We start from the raw sequence: 18,360 nt of genomic DNA, 5'->3' as shown, positions 1-18,360 counted from the left end.
CCTCACCGCGCCATTGCTCAAGAACGATGCGGGTCGGATCGCTACAGGTCGGCCGTTCCCGAGAGGATGACCTCGGCCCGTCCGCCGACCCACAGCCGGTCATCCTCGCTGCTGATATGGATGCGCCCCAGCCGGCCCATAGCGGTGCCTTGGGCTGCGATATACGGCGCCCGGACGCGACCGGTCTGGATGAGCCATTCCGCGGCCGCTGCATTCAGGCTCCCCGTCACGGGATCTTCCCGCAGGGGCTCCTCCCCCTCGGTGAAGAACGCCCGCAGCTCGAACGCCGCCTCCGATCCCGTTTCGTGGGCGCCGACCACGCCGATGTCCCACCGGCCAGGATGCGCCGACGCATCCGGGCGGAGCTCGAGCACCGTGCGGGCAGTATCGAGAAGGAGTCCGACCCAGCCGGGACCGTTGTCGAGCCACTCGGCATCCACGACCTGCTCGTGCCCGATGCCGAGGATCTCGACCAACGTGGCCACCGTGCCCGGATCGACCGGGCCGGAGCGTAGCCGCGGAGGCGCGGCGAACGCGAGCCGCTCGTCATCGATACGCACCGGAATCAGCCCTGCACCGCATTCCTGCACCACCACACCGCGGGTCGCTGGGACGCCACCGGCATCCAACCATGCCCGGGCCGTTCCCAGCGTTGGATGCCCGGCGAACGGCAGCTCGGTGTTCAGGCTGAAGATGCGAACCCGATAATCCGCTCCCGGCTGCGTGGGCGGCAGCACGAACGTGCACTCGGAGAGGTTCGACCAGACAGAGAATCTCCGCAGCGTCTCATCATCGAGCCCGTCCGCGTCGAGCACTACGGCTACCGGGTTCCCCGTGCAGGGACCTTCCCCGAACACGTCCACCTGGCGAAACCGACGGCCCATGTGCCGAACCATCTCCACTGCTCTCCCTCTTGACCTTGTCACTCGACATGTCTAGGTTATGTCCTAGGACAAAGAAAGGCCACCATGAATATCGAGGGTAGCAGCGCGGAGGAGCTGACGCTGTCCGTGCGCGCTCTCGTCGATTCCGGCAACCTATTGCCAGGGAATCCGCTGCCGTCGATTCGCGCACTGGCGGGAGAACTCGACCTGAACAGGAACACGGTCGCCGCCGCATACGCGCAACTGGCGGCTGCCGGCGTCGTCGAGTCCCGGCGGCGCGGTGGCACGATCGTTCTCGGGGCGCCGGCAGTGGACGGTGAGGGGCGCACGGCGGGCACTGAGCTGATCAACCTCGCCAGCGGGAATCCCGATCCCGAGCTGTTACCGAGCCTGACCCGCCGCTCCGACGAGGCTTTCATTCCCTTGCTCTACGGGGCAGACCCGATCAATCTGCGGATTCAGGAATGGGCGGATGCGCACCTGAGTCCGGATGTGGGCGACCCGCATCGTCTGGTGTTGACCCACGGGGCGATGGATGGCATCCAGCGCCTACTGACCGCGCACCTGACGCGAGGCGACCGGGTCGCCGTCGAAGACCCCTGCTTTCTCACCAGCCTCGGCCTGCTCAAAGTCGACGGGTACCGTGGCATCCCGGTTCCCGTCGATGCGGAGGGCATGACCGTCGCCGGTCTGCGTGCGGCGCTGGAGTCGGGGGCTCGCGCCGTCGTATGCACACCGAGGGCGCACAACCCCACCGGGGCAAGCCTCACCGCCGAGCGCGCGATGCAGTTGCGCACTCTGCTGGCCGAGCACCCGAGCGTGCTCGTCATCGAGGACGACCACTTCTCGGCCATCTCCGCTGAGCCCTACCGACGCATCACCCCGGAGGGGTCGCGACGCTGGGCACTCGTGCGATCCGTGTCGAAGTTTCTCGGGCCTGACCTCCGCCTCGCATTCGTGCTCACCACGCCCGACACGGCGAGCAGGCTGGAGAGCAGGCTCAGCGCGGCATCCACCTGGGTCAGCCACATCCTCCAGAACCTCGTCATCGACACCCTCACGGACCCCAGCACCACGACGCTCCTCGAGCGTGCCGGCACCGCCTATCAGGAACGGAACCAATCGCTGCGGACAGCACTGGATGCGCGCGGGATCGCCACCTGGGGGCGCAGCGACGGACTGAACGTGTGGGTGCCCGACCTCACCGACCCGGTGGCGACGGCCGCCGACCTTGCCGAACTGGGATGGGCGGTACGAACCGGCGAGAGCTTCGCCGTCACCGGGCATCCGCCTTCTGCCATCCGCGTCACAACCTCCACCCTCACTCCAGACCAGGCGACCCGGTTCGCCTCCGACCTCGCCGCGGTGCTCCGCGGAGCCGAAAGGCCATGACAATGACCCACGCACGACCTGACAAGCACGACCCCACCACGGTGCGCGACGCAACCTGGGCAGTCCACGGCGGCAACCGGGTCGACCCCGCAACGGGTGCGCTGCGCACCCCGGTGGTGATGGCGAACTCGTACCTGCTCCCCGAAGACCCATCGGCGATGAACTGGTCCTCACCTGAGCAACTGGTCTACACCCGCAATGGCGCCGTGAACCAGCAAGCGTTGGAGACGAAGCTTGCTGCAGCAGATGGCGGTGACAGCGCGGTGGTGTTCGCCACCGGAGTGGCGGCGTTGCACGGCGTTTTCTTCACCCTGCTGCGTAGCGGGGACCACGTGATCGTTTCGGATGTCTGCTACGAGGCGGTGTGGCGCTTGTTCACCGAACTGCTCCCGCAGCGCTATGGCATCGAGGCGACCTTCGTGGACACCTCGGACCTCGACGCAGTTCGTGCCGCCGTCCGTCCGAGCACCCGACTGGTGCACGTGGAGAGCATCGCGAACCCCACCACTCGGGTGGCGGATATCGCCGGCCTGGCAGCGATCGCGCATGGCGCGGGCGCGCTGCTGAGTGTGGACAGCACCTTCACTCCCCCTCCGCTGTACCGCCCGCTCGATGACGGCGCCGACCTCGTCGTCCACTCGTTGACCAAGTACATCAACGGCCACGGCGATGCCATGGGCGGTGCCGTGATCGGCAGCGCCGAGCTGGTCGCTCGCATCCGCGGGGACGCGCTCATCGACGTCGGCGGAGTCATCTCGCCGTTCAACGCCTGGCTCATCATGCGCGGCTCGGTGACCCTGCCGCTGCGGATGCGCCAACTCCAGCCGAGCGCGCAACTCATCGCCGAGTTTCTCGATGCCGATCCCAGGATCGCGTTCGTTACCTACCCGGGTCTGGCCTCGCATCCGCAGCACGAATTGGCGACACGTCAATTCGGCGGGCGCGGCTACGGGGGTGTACTCGCGTTCGCCCTCGATGGTGACCCGGACACGCAGAATCGCTTCGTCGACCAGCTGCGGCTGATCACCTCCGCGGTATCCCTCGGTCATGACGAGAGCCTGATCGTGCACACCGGTCCCCACAGCCGCGGGGGTGGCGAGAACTATCCGGAGCCGTTTCAGCGCTACGGCCACCTTCGGCTGTCGGTCGGGCTGGAAGACGGAGACGACCTGCTCGCCGACATCCGCGCCGCCCTGGACGCCGCGCTTCCATCCCACCACCAGCAATAGGAGCCACCCATGTTCACCGGCCACAGCGCCTTCCCCCTCACCCCGCTGTCAGAAGACAGCATCGATGAACCCGCCTTCGCGCGTCTGATCGAGCGCTTGGCGGATGCCCGCGTCGACTCGATCACCGCGCTGGGTTCCACCGGCTCCTACGCCTATCTGACCCGCGAACAGCGGGCCGGCGTCGCGTCGCTGGCCGTCGCGCATGCCGGTGACACGCCCGTGTTCGTCGGCATCGGCGCCCTACGCACCCGTCAGGTGCTGGAACTCGCCGAGGACGCCCAGGCCGCCGGCGCGTCCGCCGTACTGCTGGCACCCGTCTCGTACCAGACCCTGACAGCGGATGACGTGTTCGGGCTGTACGAGGACGTGACGCGCAACCTGTCGGTGCCGCTCATCGTCTACGACAACCCCGGAACCACGCATTTCACCTTCACAGACGACCTCTACGCGGCAATCACGCGCCTGCCCCACGTTGCCTCCGTCAAAATCCCCGGCGTGCCCACCGACCCGACCGCGGCCGCGGCACGCGTGCAGCAGATACGCAGCATCGTCCCGGCGGATGTGACGATCGGAATCTCCGGAGACAGCCTCGGCGCGACCGGACTGAACGCGGGTTGCGAGATCTGGTATTCCGTCGTTGGCGGCACCCTGCCCGAACCCATCCAGGCGATCACCAACGCCGCCCGCTCCGGTGACTCAGTGACCGCTGTCGAGTTATCGAACCGGCTGCAGCCGCTGTGGGACCTGTTCGCCCGGCACGGCAGCCTGCGAGTCACCGCGGCGATCGCCGAACAGTTCGGCCTCGCGCGCCGCTCCTGCCTGCCGCTGCCCATCCGCGGACTTGACGATTCCGACCGCGCCGCAGTCGCACAAACGCTGGAAGGGCTCGGGATCACCGCTTGACCCCGCACACTCGCCAGTCAGCCCCGGCGCATTGTGCTGGGGCTGACTGGTTGTTCGAACAGTGGTTCAGTTACTCCTCGAACTCCAGGTTGCCGCGGCAGGCTTCGCCCGGTGAAGGAAAGGCGCTCTTCAACCCGTTGCTGACGTACATTCCGTAACTCTGTACGTGCCCGTTTGTGACAAAGTCGTCATCGAAACCGGGCGGGTTGCCCTCGATCGAGTCGGGCAGATCCTGCCCGGAGAAAGCGCATGCCGAATGGGCATTGTGTGCGCCGGGGATGGGATCACCATTTCCATTTGTCTCGCCCGCGAATGCCGTTCCGGCTCCGCCGAGGACGAGACCGAATGCAACAACGCATCCGATGATCGCTCGCTTCATAGTCGCCACCTCTCTGTGGTCTTTTACGGATTCGATATCGAAGCTTGCGACCGCACGAGGCGACCGTGCGCCACCGACAGAGGCGAAGGTACCCTCCGGTTCAATCGATGGCAAGTGCCAGTTTTGATGGCGGGACGTACTGGCGCGCTCTTATCGCGAGACTCACACTTCGGCGCCGGCTTTGTGCCAACGCTCCATGTGGTGCTGGTGCGTGGGGAGGTAAGCGCCGGCCTGGTAATGGGCGTCGTAGAAGTCGGTGTCGAGGTGCACGGCCTGCACGTAGCCGGTGAGCACCATCGTCGTGAAAGTGTTCGGAAACTTTCCGTAGGTGTCGTAGATGTATTGAGCAGCCTCACTCAGACAGTCGATGAACTCGTCGGAGTAAGGCGTGACCCCGTGCTTGATTGCCTCGGCATCCTGCCATGCGCCGGGGGTGCTGGGATCGTAGGCGCCCTCGGAGCCGAACTTGCGGTGCACGAAGAGATTCACCGCCTCACGCATGTCGGAGACGTACGGCGGACATAGGGCTTCGAAGTGACCGTCGAGCCCCACGGGGTTGGGCAGCACCCAGCGGGGGTCGTGGACGAATCGAAACCCGAGCCCCTTGACTCCGCTCTCGTTGAACGCGCCCAGGATGCTCCACCGGTTCAGCCCGGTGAAGTACAGCCCGCCCAGCCCCATGGCCTGCATGGTGAGCACGATGTTGTGGCCCATGAAGGCTAGTTCCGCGACGTTTGCCTCGTAGACCATCTGGTGCAGCACCGTCAACGGGACGCGCTTGTCCTCCTGCAGCAGGCCACTCCGGACGAAAGGCGCCAAGTTGCCGGCGGGGCGACCGGCCACATCGTCGACGAGCATGCTCCCATTCGCCAGCGCCATGGCCATGAAGCCGAGCATCTGCTCGCTGGAGTCCCCCACCGGCATGAACAAGGTCGAGCCCGCAGCGTTGGCCATCCACAGGTTTGGGTCAAGCATGTGAGGTGGGGCTGCTGGGAGGTCGAGCCGCCGTTCGGACACCCGCACAGTGTGTGCGCGGACCGACTCGACCATGGCATCAAGGGCGCTGTCTCGGTTCCCGCTGGTCCCAACAGGGCGGGCGGGAAGGGCATCACGCGTATTGGTGAGATATGTGCCGGAGTCGTCGGTCGCGAACAACATCGGGGTGCCGATCCCAGAGGCGGTCGGTGCCGTGCGGCCCGTGAACCGCTGCGTGTAGTGGGCATGCTCTTGCGGGCGATCCGGGCCGTACGGCACTCCGAAACTCCACCCGGTTACGCCGGTGCCGGCGGCCACCAGGATCGACCGTTCAAGCTCCGACAGGGGCACGGGTTCAGCCTGGGACCGGAAGGCGAGGGGACCGTTCGGCAGCTCCATGCCCAGCCCGAAACGGCGGGAGCGGCGCCCCGCGATGGCATCGATGAGGGGAAACTCGGTGAATTCTGTCTGCACAATGACTCCCAGGGCGTGCGTCCATCACATGAGACACGCGACGTTACGCTTGAATCAGTCATCGGTCTACCAACCCCAACGAAAACACCCCCACCTGAATAGGTGAGGGTGTCCTCGATGTCTCGCGACATCTGTCCTCAATGACTGAAGACATCACACTGTTTTGTGGGCTGTTCCAAGAACTCAATGTGCCCTGTAAACACGGGACCCTTTTCTGTGCCTGAAATGCATTTTCCTCCTCGCCCCTCCGGATTTTCCTCTTTTTTGCGCGGGCTCCCGCCGTGACGGGCAACCGCATGGGTCGCAGCGGCGCCAATGGCGTTCCTGCTGTCAGCTGCGAAGGAACCGGATGAGAATCCAGATCAGCCAGAGCCCCGCCAGCGACGAGAACTACACAAAGTCGAGCACGAGGTGTGGAGTCGAGGAGTGCTTCTTCTTGACGCCCATGAAGAATTCTCCCCTTCTGATTCGCATGGTTTCATCGTCCACCAGGTCAGCACCCTCATGATCGCGCTGCTAGCCGTAATAGTTAATGACTCATTTCGGGACATGCTTTGACGAGTCTGCTTTCATCCGCCTCGCAGGAGTCGACGGCGCGGTCAACCTCCATGTATCTCTCATATGCGGCGGTAATAATGTCCCAATGCGTAAAATGGAGCTTCCCCCGTTCGAATTTCTCGGCAGCTGGGATCGACAATTCGTCGCCACCGCTATCCACAATGGGCACGACGTGCGCCCTGACTTCGCCGCGGAGCTGATTCTTCCCGAGCCGGACCGACTGCGGGAGGAGGACCCGCACACTGCCGAGATCGGGGCCCTCATCCCCGCCCGCGTCATCGTGCATCGGTCCCGATTCGAGGTGGATCTGAATCGCGAGCGCGAAGAGTCTGTCTACCGTTCCTCGGAGGAGGCGTGGGGGCTGGATGTCATCCGCAATCCTCCGCTCGACGATGCCGTCGTCGCCGACTCCCTCGACGTCTACGACGCCTTCTATGCGGATCTCGGCCGGTATCTGGACGTGGTCGCTGAACGCGGACCGTTCGTGGTGTTCGACATCCACTCCTATAACCACCGCCGCGATGGAGCTGACGCCGCCGCGGGCCCGGATGAAGAGAACCCTGAGGTCAACGTGGGCACGGGCTCGCTGGATGACCGGTTCGCCCCTCTGGTGAACACCTTCATGGAGTCGCTGAGGGGCGCAGATACCTCGACCGGCGTTCTTGACGTGCGAGAGAACATCCGCTTCCGTGGTCGACAGCTCGCGGCCTGGACGCACGCCCGTTACCCGGGCCGCGGCATCGTGCTCGCGCTCGAGTTCAAGAAGACCTTCATGGATGAGTGGACCGGAGAGCCTGACCGCGACAGAATCGACGAACTTGCCCGCGCGCTGGCCGGCACTATCCCGGCGGTCGAGGAATCGCTGCGCGCGGTGGTGACGTCGTGAGTGCTGGCCCGGCTCCCCGCGGCAACGCCACGGATGCGTCTGACGCCCTCGATCCTGCGCGCCCGCGCGCCGATAACTCCCCGGTACCGTCCGCCGGCGCCGTCAAGCCGCCAGTTCGCCCGCACGATGCCGCCGCCCCGGAGACGAGCGCCATCGACGCGGGAGCTCTCACTCCCGAGGACCTCGCGGCGGACCATGCCATGGCCACCCTGGCGGGAAGCGTGCGGTTCCTGCTTGAAATGACCCCCGTGAACGCCGACGACATTCGTGCGAAGTTCCTCGCGCATCCGGAGGTTGACCCGGTGTTCGAGTACCGCAAACTGGATGTTGACCCCAACGTGCTGGATGCGCAGGTGGCCGCGCTGCCGCTCGACGACGTCGCTGACGCCACCCTCGCCGCGTTGCTGCGCAACCGGCAGCGGGAGATGTCGCTACGGATAGAGATGCTGCGGGCGCGAAACGCGCCAGACTTCCTTCAGTTGTCGATCGCCCAATACGGCGCGGTGCGACCCGCCCTGGTGAGCTGCGCCGAAGACTTGCTGCGCCGACTGCCGAGCGGCCGGCTCGAGTATGACTCCGTAAACGCAGAGACGTTCCTGGCTGCAGCGCAGGCCGAAATCGACTACTACCGATCGATTGACCCGGACGTCGGGATCCACGCGGAGATTCGCGATGACATCTCGGGCGTGCTCGTTGATGGCAACATGCTACTCATCTCGAACAACGCCGCGGTGGCCGCCCCCCGCGTCAACGCACTACTGCAGCACGAGGTGGGCACGCACCTGGTGACCCAGGTGAACGGCATGGCACAGCCGATCCGGATGTTGGGCTCGGGCCTCGCCCACTACGACGAGACGCAGGAAGGCCTCGCTGTGCTTGCGGAGATCGCGTGCGGCGGGCTCACCGCCACCCGGCTGCGCCAGCTCGCCGCGAGGGTGATTGCCGTGCAGTCGCTGGTGGGCGGCGCGACTTTCGTCGAGACGCACCGCCTGCTCACCGGTCATGGTCTGCCCGCCGGAAGCGCCTACGGCGTCGCGATGCGGGTGTACCGGGCCGGCGGCTTCACCAAAGATGCGATCTACCTGCGCGGACTACTCGCGTTACTGCAGTATGTGGCCGACGGTGGCGCGCTTGACCTGTTCTTTCTCGGCAAGTTCTCGCTGGAGGATTTGCCCCTCGTGGAGGATCTCGCCGCGCGCGGATTGCTCTCCGCGGCACGGGTCATGCCCCGGTACCTCTCCGACCCAGAGGCCACCGCTAGGCTCCAGAATGCCGCCCGCGCGGAAGATCTGGTGACCCTCGTCAACGCGTAGATCGTTCGCCGCAGCCCAAACCTCCCCAACCACACACGACCATCCACCTAGGAGTCCCATGAAGATCGGTTTCGTCGTCAACGACATCGCCACCGAGAAGCCCGTGTACACGACCACGCGTCTCGCGATGACCGCCAATCGGCTCGGCCACGACGCCCGCCTCATGGGGTTGCGGGATTTCGGCTACGAGCCAGACGAGTCGCTCTCGGCGATTGTGGCATCCGTGAGCACTGGCAAAGCGTACCGCTCGCGGGAGCGGTATCTCGAAGACGTGCAGGCGGCCGACCGGGAGAGGGTTGCGCTCAACGACTTCGATGTAATCATGCTGCGCTCCGACCCGGCGATGGACGCTGAGGAGAGCCCGTGGGCGAACACGGCCGGCATCGCATTCGGCAAGCTGCTCGCCGACTCCGGCGTGCTCATCGTCAACGATCCTGGCTCCCTGGCCGACGCCACGTCGAAGGCATATTTTCAGCGCTTCCCCGAGGTGGTGCGGCCACGAACGTTGATCTCGCGAGATGAGGACCGCATCCGCCAGTTCATTGACGAGTTGGGCGGCCACGCCGTGCTCAAGCCCCTGCAAGGCTCAGGTGGCTCCGGCGTGTTCCTGGTCAACCTGAAGGAAGCGCCCAACATCTCCCAGATTGTGGAGGCGATCGCTCGTGACGGCTATGTGGTCACACAGGAATACCTGCCCAAAGCCAAGGACGGAGACGTGCGGATGTTCGTCATGAACGGCCGCGCTCTCGAGGTTGACGGCGTCTACGCCGCCTTCCGTCGGCGGCCCGGAGAGACCGACATCCGGTCCAACATGTCTGCCGGCGGCAGCGCCGAAGCGGTGAAGGTGACCGACGAGATGCTGCAGATCGTGGAGGCGGTGCGCCCCAAACTGCTCGCGGATGGTCTGTTCCTCGTCGGCCTGGACATTGTGGGCGACAAGCTGATGGAGGTCAACGTGTTCTCGCCCGGTGGCCTTGGCTCCAGCGAGGCGCTCTACGGCGTGGACTTCACGCCCGCCGTCATCGAGGATCTGGAGCGTAAAGTCAGGCTCCGAGAGCACTACGGTGCGGAGCTCTCGAACATCAGGCTGGCAACAATCTAACGCCGCCAGCTCGAGAAGGTACGACTGGTCAGCTCACCGACGCGCCGCCCTTGCGGCTTCAGCCGGGCAATCCAGCGTCCGCGTTTGTTTTGTTTTGTTTTGTTTTGTGTTCTGTTTTGTCGGGCTGACAGTGTCTGGTTTCTTGACATCGAGGACAGGTGTCTCCAGACATAGAGGACGTTTCTCGTTCTCTTCTGGAGGCCCCGTGTCCAAGGCCCGTGTCATCGTCAGCGCCGTCATCGTGGAGGGCCGGCCCAAAACGGAAGTCGCCCGCGAATACGGTATCGCCCGCTCCTGGGTCTACACCCTGGTCGATCGCTACCTGGCCGGCGGGTGGGAAGCGATCGAACCGAGATCCAAACGTCCTGCATCCAATCCGCGGCAGATCAGTTCCGAGCTGGAGGTCGAGATCGTCCAGCTGCGCCGAGACCTGGCCGGTCAGGGTCACGATGCTGGCGCCCACACGATCGCCTTCCACCTGCAGCAACGCCACGGCACCACCCCGGCCATCTCGACCATCTGGAAAGCCCTCAAACGCAACGGCCTGATCATCGAGCAACCCAGGAAACGACCGCGCTCCTCCTACCTACGCTTCGAAGCCGACCTGCCCAACGAGACCTGGCAATCCGACTTCACCCACTGGGCCCTGGCCGACGGCAGCGGGACCGAGATCCTCACCTTCCTCGATGACCACGCCCGGCTAGCCCTGTCGATCACGGCTCATTCAGTCGTGACCGGGCTAATCGTGGTCACCGAATTCCGCAGAAACCTCAATGAATACGGGCCACCAGCGTCCACCTGACCGATAACGGGCTGGTATTCACCACCCGAGTCCGCGGCGGGAAGAACGCATTCGAGAACGAACTACGCCTGTTGAACATCACCCAGAAGAATGGTCGCCCGAACCATCCGCAAACCCAGGGCAAGGTCGAACGATTCCAGCAGACCCTGAAAAAATGGCTTCGCCACCAACCCGCAGCAGCCACCCTGACCGACCTCCAAGCACAGCTCGAGACCTTCCGGGAGTACTACAACCAGCAGCGTCCACACCGCTCACTGGACCGCAGAACACCCGCCCAGGCCTACGCCGCCCGCACCAAGGTCGGACCCGCCGGCACCGTCGGCGGTCACTGGAGGATCCGCGAAGACCGCATCGACGACTCCGGAGTCGTCACCCTCCGCTACAACTCACGCCTGCACCACATCGGCATCGGCCGCGCACACAAAGGCACCCGAGTGAAGATCCTCATCCACGACCAACACATCCGGATCATCGCCACAGAAACCGGCCAGCTCCTCCGCGCACTGATCCTCGACACCACCCGCGATTACCAACCCCAAACGAAAAACACCCCCACCTGAATAGGTGAGGGTGTCCTCGATGTCTCGCGACATCTTTCCTCAATGTCTGAAGACATCACAATTGTGGGCTGTTCCAAGAACTCAAGCAGCCGCGGAAAACTCTGGGCACTCTTCGACCCCCTATAGGCCTTTTCCTCCACGCCCCTCCGGATTTTCCTCTTTTTCGCCAGCGCACGCAGACTTCCGATGAATCCGCGCAGCGGCGACACATGGCCCCGCTAACGTGAGGGCAGCCTCGCAGGAAGTGTCGCAAGCTACCGCTGCACACTCTTTACTTATTGGCTGGAGGTGTGAGCTTGATGATGTGTTCGGCGGCGGCTTCGATACTCTCGCGCGCGTAGAGCAATGGAAACGCCTCCCCTCGCGCCCACACCTCGAACAAGTCGGTATAGTGCGGACTTTGCATGTTGCCAGACTGGCCCGGAGCGTTCATCGCAAGTGAAGCGTCCCAGTTGCCGACGTCGATAACAATGCGGAACGTTGATCCTGCGCTTTGAACGAAGTTCGGCCCGTACGCGGTGTTTCCCACAGTGTCGCCGCTTCCGCCGCGCGGCAGGGGGCCGGCCGTCAGTTTGCTCTTGTCAATGCCCTGCATGATCGCCTTCAAGGGGTGAGACGCACGCGTCACGTGAAGGCGGCCCCATGCCCACCCGCTGCGGTCAGTCCCAAGTAAGTCCCCGACATCCGCGACCGCCGCCGGGAGCGTAGCTGCCACTGTTGCCGCCAGGAATCCCGCTGCATCGGGCCCCAGCCGGCTCCCGGGCGTTTCCATCAGGTCTAGGTCGATACGAGCGTCCGCAAGCAGATCTTCGTTGTTGGCAATCCTCTTCAGGACGTCGACCGTGTCGGTGTCTCCTGTGATTTCGCTGACGGCTCTTGCGAGCAGTGCGGGCCTCAAGTGACGCCGGTACCAGACTTCAAACAGCGCCGCAGCCGGCGAGTCCGCGTCGAGGACGTTGTTCCAGTTGAGAAGCAGGTCCAGACCATCTACATCGCGGGGATTCTTGATAGGCAGTTCCCTGACCACGTTGAGAATTCGACGGGCGGGAATGCTGAGGTAGTCGCTCTGGAGCGTGACCATGTCCTCAACGCTCGCGCTCGTGGTCCGTTCCAGAACTTCATCAATGCGGTGTTTTCTGTACGGTGCATACCAGTCGTAGGTTATGTGGCGTTCGCGAGGATAGTCCTCTGGCAGGTTCATTTCATTTGCCGTCGAAAGCCATCCGGTCGCGGGGTTGAAGTCACCAGGTAGTTGGTCAACGTCGTAAAAGCCTGCCCACTCGTACCGGCCGTCTCCCGGTACCGGAAGTGTGCCGTCCCAGTTCGGGCGAATTGGGGCAAGGCCACCCGTCTTCCAGCCAATGTTGCCATCGGTGTCTGCGTAAAGCTGATTTTCAGGAGGAGCTCCCCATCTGTTCATGGCGCCGAGGAACTCGTCCCAGTTCTTGGCGCGCATGTAGTCCATGCTTCCTAGGTAGGGGGCCATGCCGGGCTCCAGCCAAGCCGCTCGCACTGCGAAGGCTACCCCTGCTTTCTCATTGGAATGTATTAGCGGTCCGTGGCGGGTGAACACGAGTTCCACCTCAATGTCATCCCCATCCTTTACCTCGATCACTTCGCGTTCCACGCGCATCGGTTCCCACCGGCCTTGGTAGCGGTACTCGCGGGGGTTATCAGGGTTCAACTCGTAAACGTAGAGTTCCTCTTGGTCGATCGCGAAGATCGTGAGCCCAAACGCGATCTGGCCGTTGTGCCCGATGCTGATCCCGGGGAGTCCCGGCTCTCCACCACCGATAACGTCAAGACCGGGGGCGCTGAGGTGAGCGAGGTAGCGAAGTCCCGGAAGGGCGGCAGCGGCTCGGTGAGGGTCATTGGCGAGTAGGGGCCGACCAGTCGCCGTCCTGCCACCCGCCAGAACCCAGTTGTTGCTTCCCTCCGGAAGAACCTTGCCTTGTGCGGCATCGGGGTCGGGGGTAGCGAACGGCGGCGGGGTCGTGGCCAGGTCATAAACGGTAAGGACATCATCCGGAATCAGATCGATGTCCAGGCCCTCAGGAATCGTTAGGTCGTTGTGCGGCTGGCGTCTGCGCCGCAATTCCTCGACCTCTGGTCCATGATCGCGGATCGTAAGTGCGCGATTTACCTTCTCTCTCACGTTATAGAAGAGGCCATGGCTGCGGATGCGAGATACATCTTCCGGCTCCCAGAGTTCGGGTTCGTACCCGATCTCCTTAAACTCATCAGGCAACAAGCTGGTGTCGTCGCGAGTCATTTGGATGAAGGCGTTGATCCCCTCAACAAAGGCCTTAGTCGCCCGCTTTGCGTCGGAACCGTACGAGAGCCAGTCGTGATGCATGTCACCGCGGAACAGGAAGAGGCGTGCCGCCCGATCCCTTTCGGCATACCTGGCTCCGAACACACCCGACAGCCGTCCCAAGCCGCGCCGTCGCCAAAAATCGATCTGCCACAGGCGGTCTCGAGCTGCGTTGAAGCCCTGCACCCTGAAGGCATCGTACGTAGTGGCGGCGTAAATATGGGGCACGCCCCATTGGTCCACGATGATCTCCGCTGGCCCTGTTAGGCCCGGAAGCTCCATTGCCTCACTTGTTGTTTTCTTCTTTTCCGGCGACAACACCTGGAACTCCCGTCATGATCTCTGTTCACTCCGCCGGACGATGCATGTTCGGCACTAGCCTCGCTGGGAAAAATCGAACGGCTCTACTCGATGCGCTACCGCAATTGAAGCAGAGACAAAACAGGCGGGCGGCTAAACAACGCGCCCCCTTCGGCATGCGCGTCTTCGCCGAGTGCAGACCGAGGTCAGGCAAGCGCGGCGGCCACATGCTCTCGGACAACGGGCAATAATTTGGTGACAAACCACGGATTGCGGGCCTGCCATCGAAAATTCAGCGGGGACGGATGAACCAGTGGGATGATGCCCGGCAGATACTCGTCGATGGCGTGAACCGTTTCGGTGAGGTTCCGTTTGGTGCGGCCTGCGAGATAGTGCTGTTGGGCGTACTGGCCGATCAGAATGGTCAGCCGGATCTCGGGCATCAAATCGAGGAGAGGCGCGTGCCAGCGACCGGCGAACTCCTTTCGGGGCGGCAAGTCGCCGGCGGCGCCTTTGCCGGGGTAGTAGAAGTCCATGGGAAGCAGTGCGAACAGGTCGGGATCACGGAACTGGGTCTCAGACACGCCGAGCCAGTCGAAGAGTTTGATCCCACTAGCGTCATTCCAAGCGATGCCGCTCTCTTGGGCCTTGCGGCCCGGCGCTTGGCCAATCACAACGATCTTCGCACCCGCCGCCGCCGCGTACAGCGGCAAGTAGCCGAGGTCCCTCGCCCAGGCGTTTTCCGGATCAGTGATAATTCTCTTGTGAATCGTCTCGAAACTCACGGCTGCTCCTTCTGATCACGGTCTGGCGCAATGTTGCCTGGGATCATCCACATAGCCCTACAGATGAGTGGATTGTGGACTCTGTAGTCCGCTCAGTGTCGGCACACAGCCTATGCCCTCGCCTCCAAAGCGTCATTTGGACCGCATTATGGGACTATATAGTCCCATAGTATGGAAGAGTGCGTAAGCAGCGTGACCAGTTGGGAGGGTTGATGAGTACACACTTCGCGGAAGTCTTGGCCAGCGAAAGTGCATACCTGACTGGAGTCACCGACGGAGCAATGCTGGCCTGCTGGCGCCACCGCATCGTCGAGGAGCTCATGACCCCGCGGTCGCCGTATTTTCTGGCAATGCAACAAACAGATGAGTTGTCCGAGCGAGCCGACTTCCTCGATCAGTGGCGCGAGCTCATCGCCGAGACGGTGGACCGGTTGCTCCAGTCCAGCACCAAAGTTGACACCCCCTGGTCCTCCGCCCTGGCCGCGAGCGTCGACGTCGATGCCCAGAAGACTGCCGTGCTGATTCTTGCGGCGCTTCATGGAGGCAGCACCTTGAGTCAGCTTGCACAAGACCCGCGGCCGCTCAACGCCGCGCTCGACCTTGCGCTCGCGCCTTTTACTGCAAGCGAGGGTAGCTGCCGCGTAAGGACGGCGATCGAGTAGCCCACTTAGTAGCATGGACCTGTGATGACGACCGCTGACTTGCACAATGGCAGACGCCTGACGTCGCGTGGTGCAAAGACACGGTCAAAGATCGTCGCCGCGGCAGCTGACCTAATGTACATCCGAGGAGTCGGGGGTACCACGCTCGACGATGTGATCGCGGCGAGTGGAGTGAGTAAGTCGCAGTTGTACCATCACTTCGACGGAAAGGACGCGCTCGTGCGGGCCGTCATCGACCTCGTAGGAGAACGCGTAATAGCTCGTGAGCGCGACGCCCTCGGTCATGTTTCGACGCTCGCAGGCCTGCGACGCTGGCGGGATGCGTTGGTACAGAACAACGCTCTACGGCACGGCGCTTACGGCTGTTCGCTCGGCACGTTGGCCTCCGAGGTTTCAGATAATGACGATCTCGCGCGCCAAACCCTGTCTCAACTTTTTGGCGAATGGCAAGAGCTCCTGGCAGGTGTGTTGCGCAAGCTTCAAGACAGTGGTGCGCTTCCGCCCGAAGCTTCGATCGACCAGCTTTCGACCGGGCTTATGGGTGCCGTCCAGGGCGGGTACGTCTTGGCCCAGACAGCGCGCGATGTCACGCCGATGGCAACATCGATTGACATGGCCCTTGCACATATCGAGAGCCTGTCTGCGAGTTAAGTTCGCCGCGGACCAAGCCACAGACTCCGGCCAGGGTGCAGCCATCGCCGTTCGTGACCAAACCGTTGAAGGCGCGTCCATCGCTTCCGCAGTGAACGCGCCCTCACAGTAGGCGTCAGGCGGTGGTTGCACTGCGCCGGGGAAGCACCCAATCCGGGCGCAGGAAGTGGCAGGTGTAGCCGTTCGGGTACGTAATCAGGTAGTCCTGGTGCTCGGGCTCGGCCTCCCAAAATAGCCCCGCCGGCTCGATAGTTGTGACCGCACTGCCTGGCCACAGCCCAGATGCATCGACATCCGCGATCGTGTCCCGGGCGACCCTCTCCTGTTCGAGGGTGAGCGGAAAGATTGCCGAACGGTAGCTGGTCCCAATGTCGTTGCCCTGGCGATTCAACGTTGACGGGTCGTGGATCTGGAAGAAGAACGCCAGAATGTCACGGTAGGTTGTCTGCGTCGGGTCGAAGACGATCTCGACGGCTTCGGCGTGGCCGGGGTGGTTGCGGTACGTTGCGTAATCGTTCTCGCCCCCGGTGTACCCGACGCGCGTGTCGAGCACTCCGGGCTGGCGGCGAATGAGGTCCTCCATACCCCAGAAGCATCCGCCGGCGAGAACGGCTGTCTCGGTGTCTGATGTGCGGGTGATCTGCCCGGTGTCGATAATTCCGCTGGTCATGATGCGTGCTCCTCTGCGTTGGTAGTTTCGGGTGTCTCGAATAGCGAGCGGTACTCGCCGTAGCCTTGTGCTTCGAGTTCGGAGGCTGGGATGAAGCGCAGCGCGGCCGAGTTCATGCAGTACCGCTGGCCGCCCGCGCCTGCGGGGCCGTCATCGAAAATGTGGCCGAGGTGACTGTCGGCCCCGGTAGACCGCACCTCTGTGCGGGTCATCCAAGGCGATTTGTCCGTCTTCGTTCGAACAGCATCCGCCACTATCGGTCTCGTGAAGCTCGGCCATCCGGTGCCGCTTTCGTACTTGTCGGTCGACGAGAACAGGGGCTGCCCGGAGACCACGTCCACGTAGATGCCGGGCTCATGGTTGTCCCAGTACTCGTTTCGGAATGCAGGCTCGGTCCCGTCCTTCTGAGTGACGCGGAACTGGCTGTCGGTGAGGCGACTGAGCGCCTCCGGAGTCTTGCTGTAGTCGTGTGACACGATTGCTCCTTTTCTAACTTCGCTGGCTGCGGTGTCACAGGGGATAACACCGCAGAAAGTCGTTTTGGTCCCAGAATCCTGAGAACCCGCTGTGACTGCGATCTGACGCGTCACGGACAGCCTGATTGTCCGCCCCTCTAGAGATGCAGGTCATCGTCTTGCACAGCAGCCAATAGCCCGCGCACATCCTCAGCACACGATTCGCATGCAGCAAGATGCGCCGCCACTCCGGGATTGTGCTCCGCAGCATCGACTCCGGCCGCGAGTAGCTCGACATAGACATGCACAATAGCCCGCGCCCCATCGCACCCGACGTCACGCGAGTCGGCGGCTAGGAATCGCTCGACCCACCTCCACCACCCGGTCATGACCTTTCACCTCTACCTGTTGCTCAGTAGGCTGGGCAGCCGTCGATTCACCCTCCAGATATCCGTTAGCGGCCAGGTAGGAGCGGATCTTACGGCGTGCATCGAAAACGGTCTTGTAGATCGCGCCCCGATTCGATCCAGACTGAGACACCATCGCTTCTATCGGAACGCCGTTGACGACGATCGCGACGAAGAAATGGCGTTGGTGATCTGTCAACGTTTCGGTCATGGCTTGCCGCACGGCTTCGATCAGTTCCCGCTGCTGTGCCTGTGCGAGCGGGTCGGCAGCGAACCGTGCAGGGAGCCGTTCCCAATCCTCGGCGTCGAGCGACACGGATGGCTTGCGCCAAAAGTGGCGGCCGAGTTTGTTGGAGACCTCCAGCACCACGAAGCGATACGCCCAGGTCGTGAATCGGCTTTCTCCACGGAAGGTACTGAGCTTCCCGAGCAAAGAGACCATCGCATCGTTGGCAGCCTGATGCGCGAGGTCGTCGAGTTCCGGTCCGCCGATGCGGAAGATCGGTCCACGGCGATACGCCTCACGAACGGCCACCCTCAGCAACATCTCATGCAGTCGGGCCAAGGCCGCGTCCCGTTTGGTTCCGGCATCGTCGAGCGCGGTCAGCCACGCTGAGGAATCGATATCCATGCCGGTAAGTCCAATCCGGTGAGTGCGC

At 63.3% G+C, this 18,360-nt stretch carries 16 protein-coding genes and 1 pseudogene; 9 read left to right on the top strand and 8 right to left on the bottom strand.

All coding sequences use genetic code 11. From position 1 onward, the window contains the following. Window positions 1–41 precede the first annotated feature (41 nt). Window positions 42–884 carry a PhzF family phenazine biosynthesis protein gene (locus ACX3PH_RS09555; protein WP_459091823.1) on the bottom strand — a complete coding sequence of 281 codons (843 nt, stop codon included), beginning with the start codon at window positions 882–884 and terminating at the stop codon, window positions 42–44. Between the two features lie 84 nt (window positions 885–968). Here ACX3PH_RS09555 and ACX3PH_RS09550 point away from each other — a divergent pair, with 84 nt between their 5' ends. The 3 genes from ACX3PH_RS09550 to ACX3PH_RS09540 are packed head-to-tail and all read left to right on the top strand — an operon-like array spanning window position 969 to window position 4,408. Beyond that, window positions 969–2,276 carry an aminotransferase class I/II-fold pyridoxal phosphate-dependent enzyme gene (locus ACX3PH_RS09550; RefSeq protein ID WP_459091821.1) on the top strand — a complete coding sequence of 436 codons (1,308 nt, stop codon included), beginning with the start codon at window positions 969–971 and terminating at the stop codon, window positions 2,274–2,276. 2 nt (window positions 2,277–2,278) lie between these two features. Next, entirely contained in the window at window positions 2,279–3,505 is a 1,227-nt protein-coding gene (locus ACX3PH_RS09545) for a trans-sulfuration enzyme family protein (protein WP_459091819.1), read from the top strand. A gap of 9 nt (window positions 3,506–3,514) precedes the next feature. Then, window positions 3,515–4,408: a dihydrodipicolinate synthase family protein gene (locus tag ACX3PH_RS09540; RefSeq protein ID WP_459091817.1), complete on the top strand. Its 894-nt coding sequence runs from the start codon at window positions 3,515–3,517 to the stop codon at window positions 4,406–4,408. Between the two features lie 70 nt (window positions 4,409–4,478). On the opposite strand, the gene ACX3PH_RS09535 is transcribed toward ACX3PH_RS09540, so the two are convergent. Both ACX3PH_RS09535 and ACX3PH_RS09530 read right to left on the bottom strand, forming a co-directional pair. Continuing rightward, window positions 4,479–4,787 (bottom strand): hypothetical protein, encoded by a 309-nt coding sequence (locus tag ACX3PH_RS09535; RefSeq protein WP_459091815.1) that lies wholly within the window; start codon window positions 4,785–4,787, stop codon window positions 4,479–4,481. A 162-nt stretch (window positions 4,788–4,949) separates the two neighbouring features. Then, window positions 4,950–6,236 carry a hypothetical protein gene (locus tag ACX3PH_RS09530; protein WP_459091813.1) on the bottom strand — a complete coding sequence of 429 codons (1,287 nt, stop codon included), beginning with the start codon at window positions 6,234–6,236 and terminating at the stop codon, window positions 4,950–4,952. A gap of 643 nt (window positions 6,237–6,879) precedes the next feature. Here ACX3PH_RS09530 and ACX3PH_RS09525 point away from each other — a divergent pair. The 4 genes and pseudogenes from ACX3PH_RS09525 (at window position 6,880) to ACX3PH_RS09510 (ending at window position 11,457) form a co-directional block, all read left to right on the top strand. Further along, the gene (locus tag ACX3PH_RS09525) at window positions 6,880–7,680 is read left to right on the top strand and encodes an N-formylglutamate amidohydrolase (protein ID WP_459091811.1); all 801 of its coding nucleotides are present in this window, start codon (window positions 6,880–6,882) and stop codon (window positions 7,678–7,680) included. Next, window positions 7,677–8,993: a flavohemoglobin expression-modulating QEGLA motif protein gene (locus ACX3PH_RS09520; protein WP_459091809.1), complete on the top strand. Its 1,317-nt coding sequence runs from the start codon at window positions 7,677–7,679 to the stop codon at window positions 8,991–8,993. The genes ACX3PH_RS09525 and ACX3PH_RS09520 overlap by 4 nt, the downstream gene beginning before the upstream one ends. Before the next feature lie 58 nt (window positions 8,994–9,051). Continuing rightward, window positions 9,052–10,095 carry a glutathione synthetase gene (locus ACX3PH_RS09515; RefSeq protein ID WP_459091807.1) on the top strand — a complete coding sequence of 348 codons (1,044 nt, stop codon included), beginning with the start codon at window positions 9,052–9,054 and terminating at the stop codon, window positions 10,093–10,095. A gap of 205 nt (window positions 10,096–10,300) precedes the next feature. Further along, a pseudogene (locus tag ACX3PH_RS09510) lies at window positions 10,301–11,457 on the top strand (IS481 family transposase). A gap of 271 nt (window positions 11,458–11,728) precedes the next feature. On the opposite strand, the gene ACX3PH_RS09505 reads toward ACX3PH_RS09510, so the two are convergent. Both ACX3PH_RS09505 and ACX3PH_RS09500 read right to left on the bottom strand, forming a co-directional pair. Further along, window positions 11,729–14,092 carry a penicillin acylase family protein gene (locus ACX3PH_RS09505; RefSeq protein ID WP_459091806.1) on the bottom strand — a complete coding sequence of 788 codons (2,364 nt, stop codon included), beginning with the start codon at window positions 14,090–14,092 and terminating at the stop codon, window positions 11,729–11,731. Between the two features lie 185 nt (window positions 14,093–14,277). Continuing rightward, window positions 14,278–14,856, bottom strand: a complete 579-nt coding sequence (locus ACX3PH_RS09500; protein WP_459091805.1) for a uracil-DNA glycosylase family protein — start codon at window positions 14,854–14,856, stop codon at window positions 14,278–14,280. A gap of 179 nt (window positions 14,857–15,035) precedes the next feature. Between ACX3PH_RS09500 and ACX3PH_RS09495 the strand changes: the two genes are divergently transcribed. Beyond that, complete coding sequence (locus ACX3PH_RS09495) at window positions 15,036–15,518, top strand: hypothetical protein (protein WP_459091803.1); 483 nt, start codon at window positions 15,036–15,038, stop codon at window positions 15,516–15,518. A gap of 24 nt (window positions 15,519–15,542) precedes the next feature. Next, window positions 15,543–16,169 (top strand): TetR/AcrR family transcriptional regulator, encoded by a 627-nt coding sequence (locus tag ACX3PH_RS09490; protein WP_459092396.1) that lies wholly within the window; start codon window positions 15,543–15,545, stop codon window positions 16,167–16,169. Between the two features lie 115 nt (window positions 16,170–16,284). On the opposite strand, the gene msrA is transcribed toward ACX3PH_RS09490, so the two are convergent. From msrA to ACX3PH_RS09475, 3 genes are all read right to left on the bottom strand, one after another. Beyond that, the gene (gene msrA / locus ACX3PH_RS09485; RefSeq protein WP_459091801.1) at window positions 16,285–16,839 is read right to left on the bottom strand and encodes a peptide-methionine (S)-S-oxide reductase MsrA; all 555 of its coding nucleotides are present in this window, start codon (window positions 16,837–16,839) and stop codon (window positions 16,285–16,287) included. Beyond that, complete coding sequence (msrB, locus tag ACX3PH_RS09480; protein WP_459091799.1) at window positions 16,836–17,315, bottom strand: peptide-methionine (R)-S-oxide reductase MsrB; 480 nt, start codon at window positions 17,313–17,315, stop codon at window positions 16,836–16,838. The genes msrA and msrB overlap by 4 nt, the downstream gene beginning before the upstream one ends. 315 nt (window positions 17,316–17,630) lie before the next feature. Beyond that, window positions 17,631–18,332, bottom strand: a complete 702-nt coding sequence (locus ACX3PH_RS09475; RefSeq protein WP_459091797.1) for a sigma-70 family RNA polymerase sigma factor — start codon at window positions 18,330–18,332, stop codon at window positions 17,631–17,633. Window positions 18,333–18,360: the final 28 nt, after the last annotated feature.

Source organism: Homoserinimonas sp. A520, from assembly GCF_054489245.1.
This window is presented reverse-complemented; position numbering and strand designations above follow the sequence as displayed.

Excerpts from the sequence above, each read along its gene's own strand:
- ACX3PH_RS09515 (WP_459091807.1), top strand. The coding sequence starts at position 9,052 with ATGAAGATCGGTTTCGTCGTCAACGACATCGCCACCGAGAAGCCCGTG.
- ACX3PH_RS09535 (WP_459091815.1), bottom strand. The coding sequence starts at position 4,787 with ATGAAGCGAGCGATCATCGGATGCGTTGTTGCATTCGGTCTCGTCCTC.
- ACX3PH_RS09550 (WP_459091821.1), top strand. The coding sequence starts at position 969 with ATGAATATCGAGGGTAGCAGCGCGGAGGAGCTGACGCTGTCCGTGCGC.
- ACX3PH_RS09545 (WP_459091819.1), top strand. The coding sequence starts at position 2,279 with ATGACCCACGCACGACCTGACAAGCACGACCCCACCACGGTGCGCGAC.
- ACX3PH_RS09475 (WP_459091797.1), bottom strand. The coding sequence starts at position 18,332 with ATGGATATCGATTCCTCAGCGTGGCTGACCGCGCTCGACGATGCCGGA.
- ACX3PH_RS09540 (WP_459091817.1), top strand. The coding sequence starts at position 3,515 with ATGTTCACCGGCCACAGCGCCTTCCCCCTCACCCCGCTGTCAGAAGAC.
- ACX3PH_RS09555 (WP_459091823.1), bottom strand. The coding sequence starts at position 884 with ATGGGCCGTCGGTTTCGCCAGGTGGACGTGTTCGGGGAAGGTCCCTGC.
- ACX3PH_RS09525 (WP_459091811.1), top strand. The coding sequence starts at position 6,880 with ATGCGTAAAATGGAGCTTCCCCCGTTCGAATTTCTCGGCAGCTGGGAT.
- ACX3PH_RS09490 (WP_459092396.1), top strand. The coding sequence starts at position 15,543 with ATGACGACCGCTGACTTGCACAATGGCAGACGCCTGACGTCGCGTGGT.
- msrA (WP_459091801.1), bottom strand. The coding sequence starts at position 16,839 with ATGACCAGCGGAATTATCGACACCGGGCAGATCACCCGCACATCAGAC.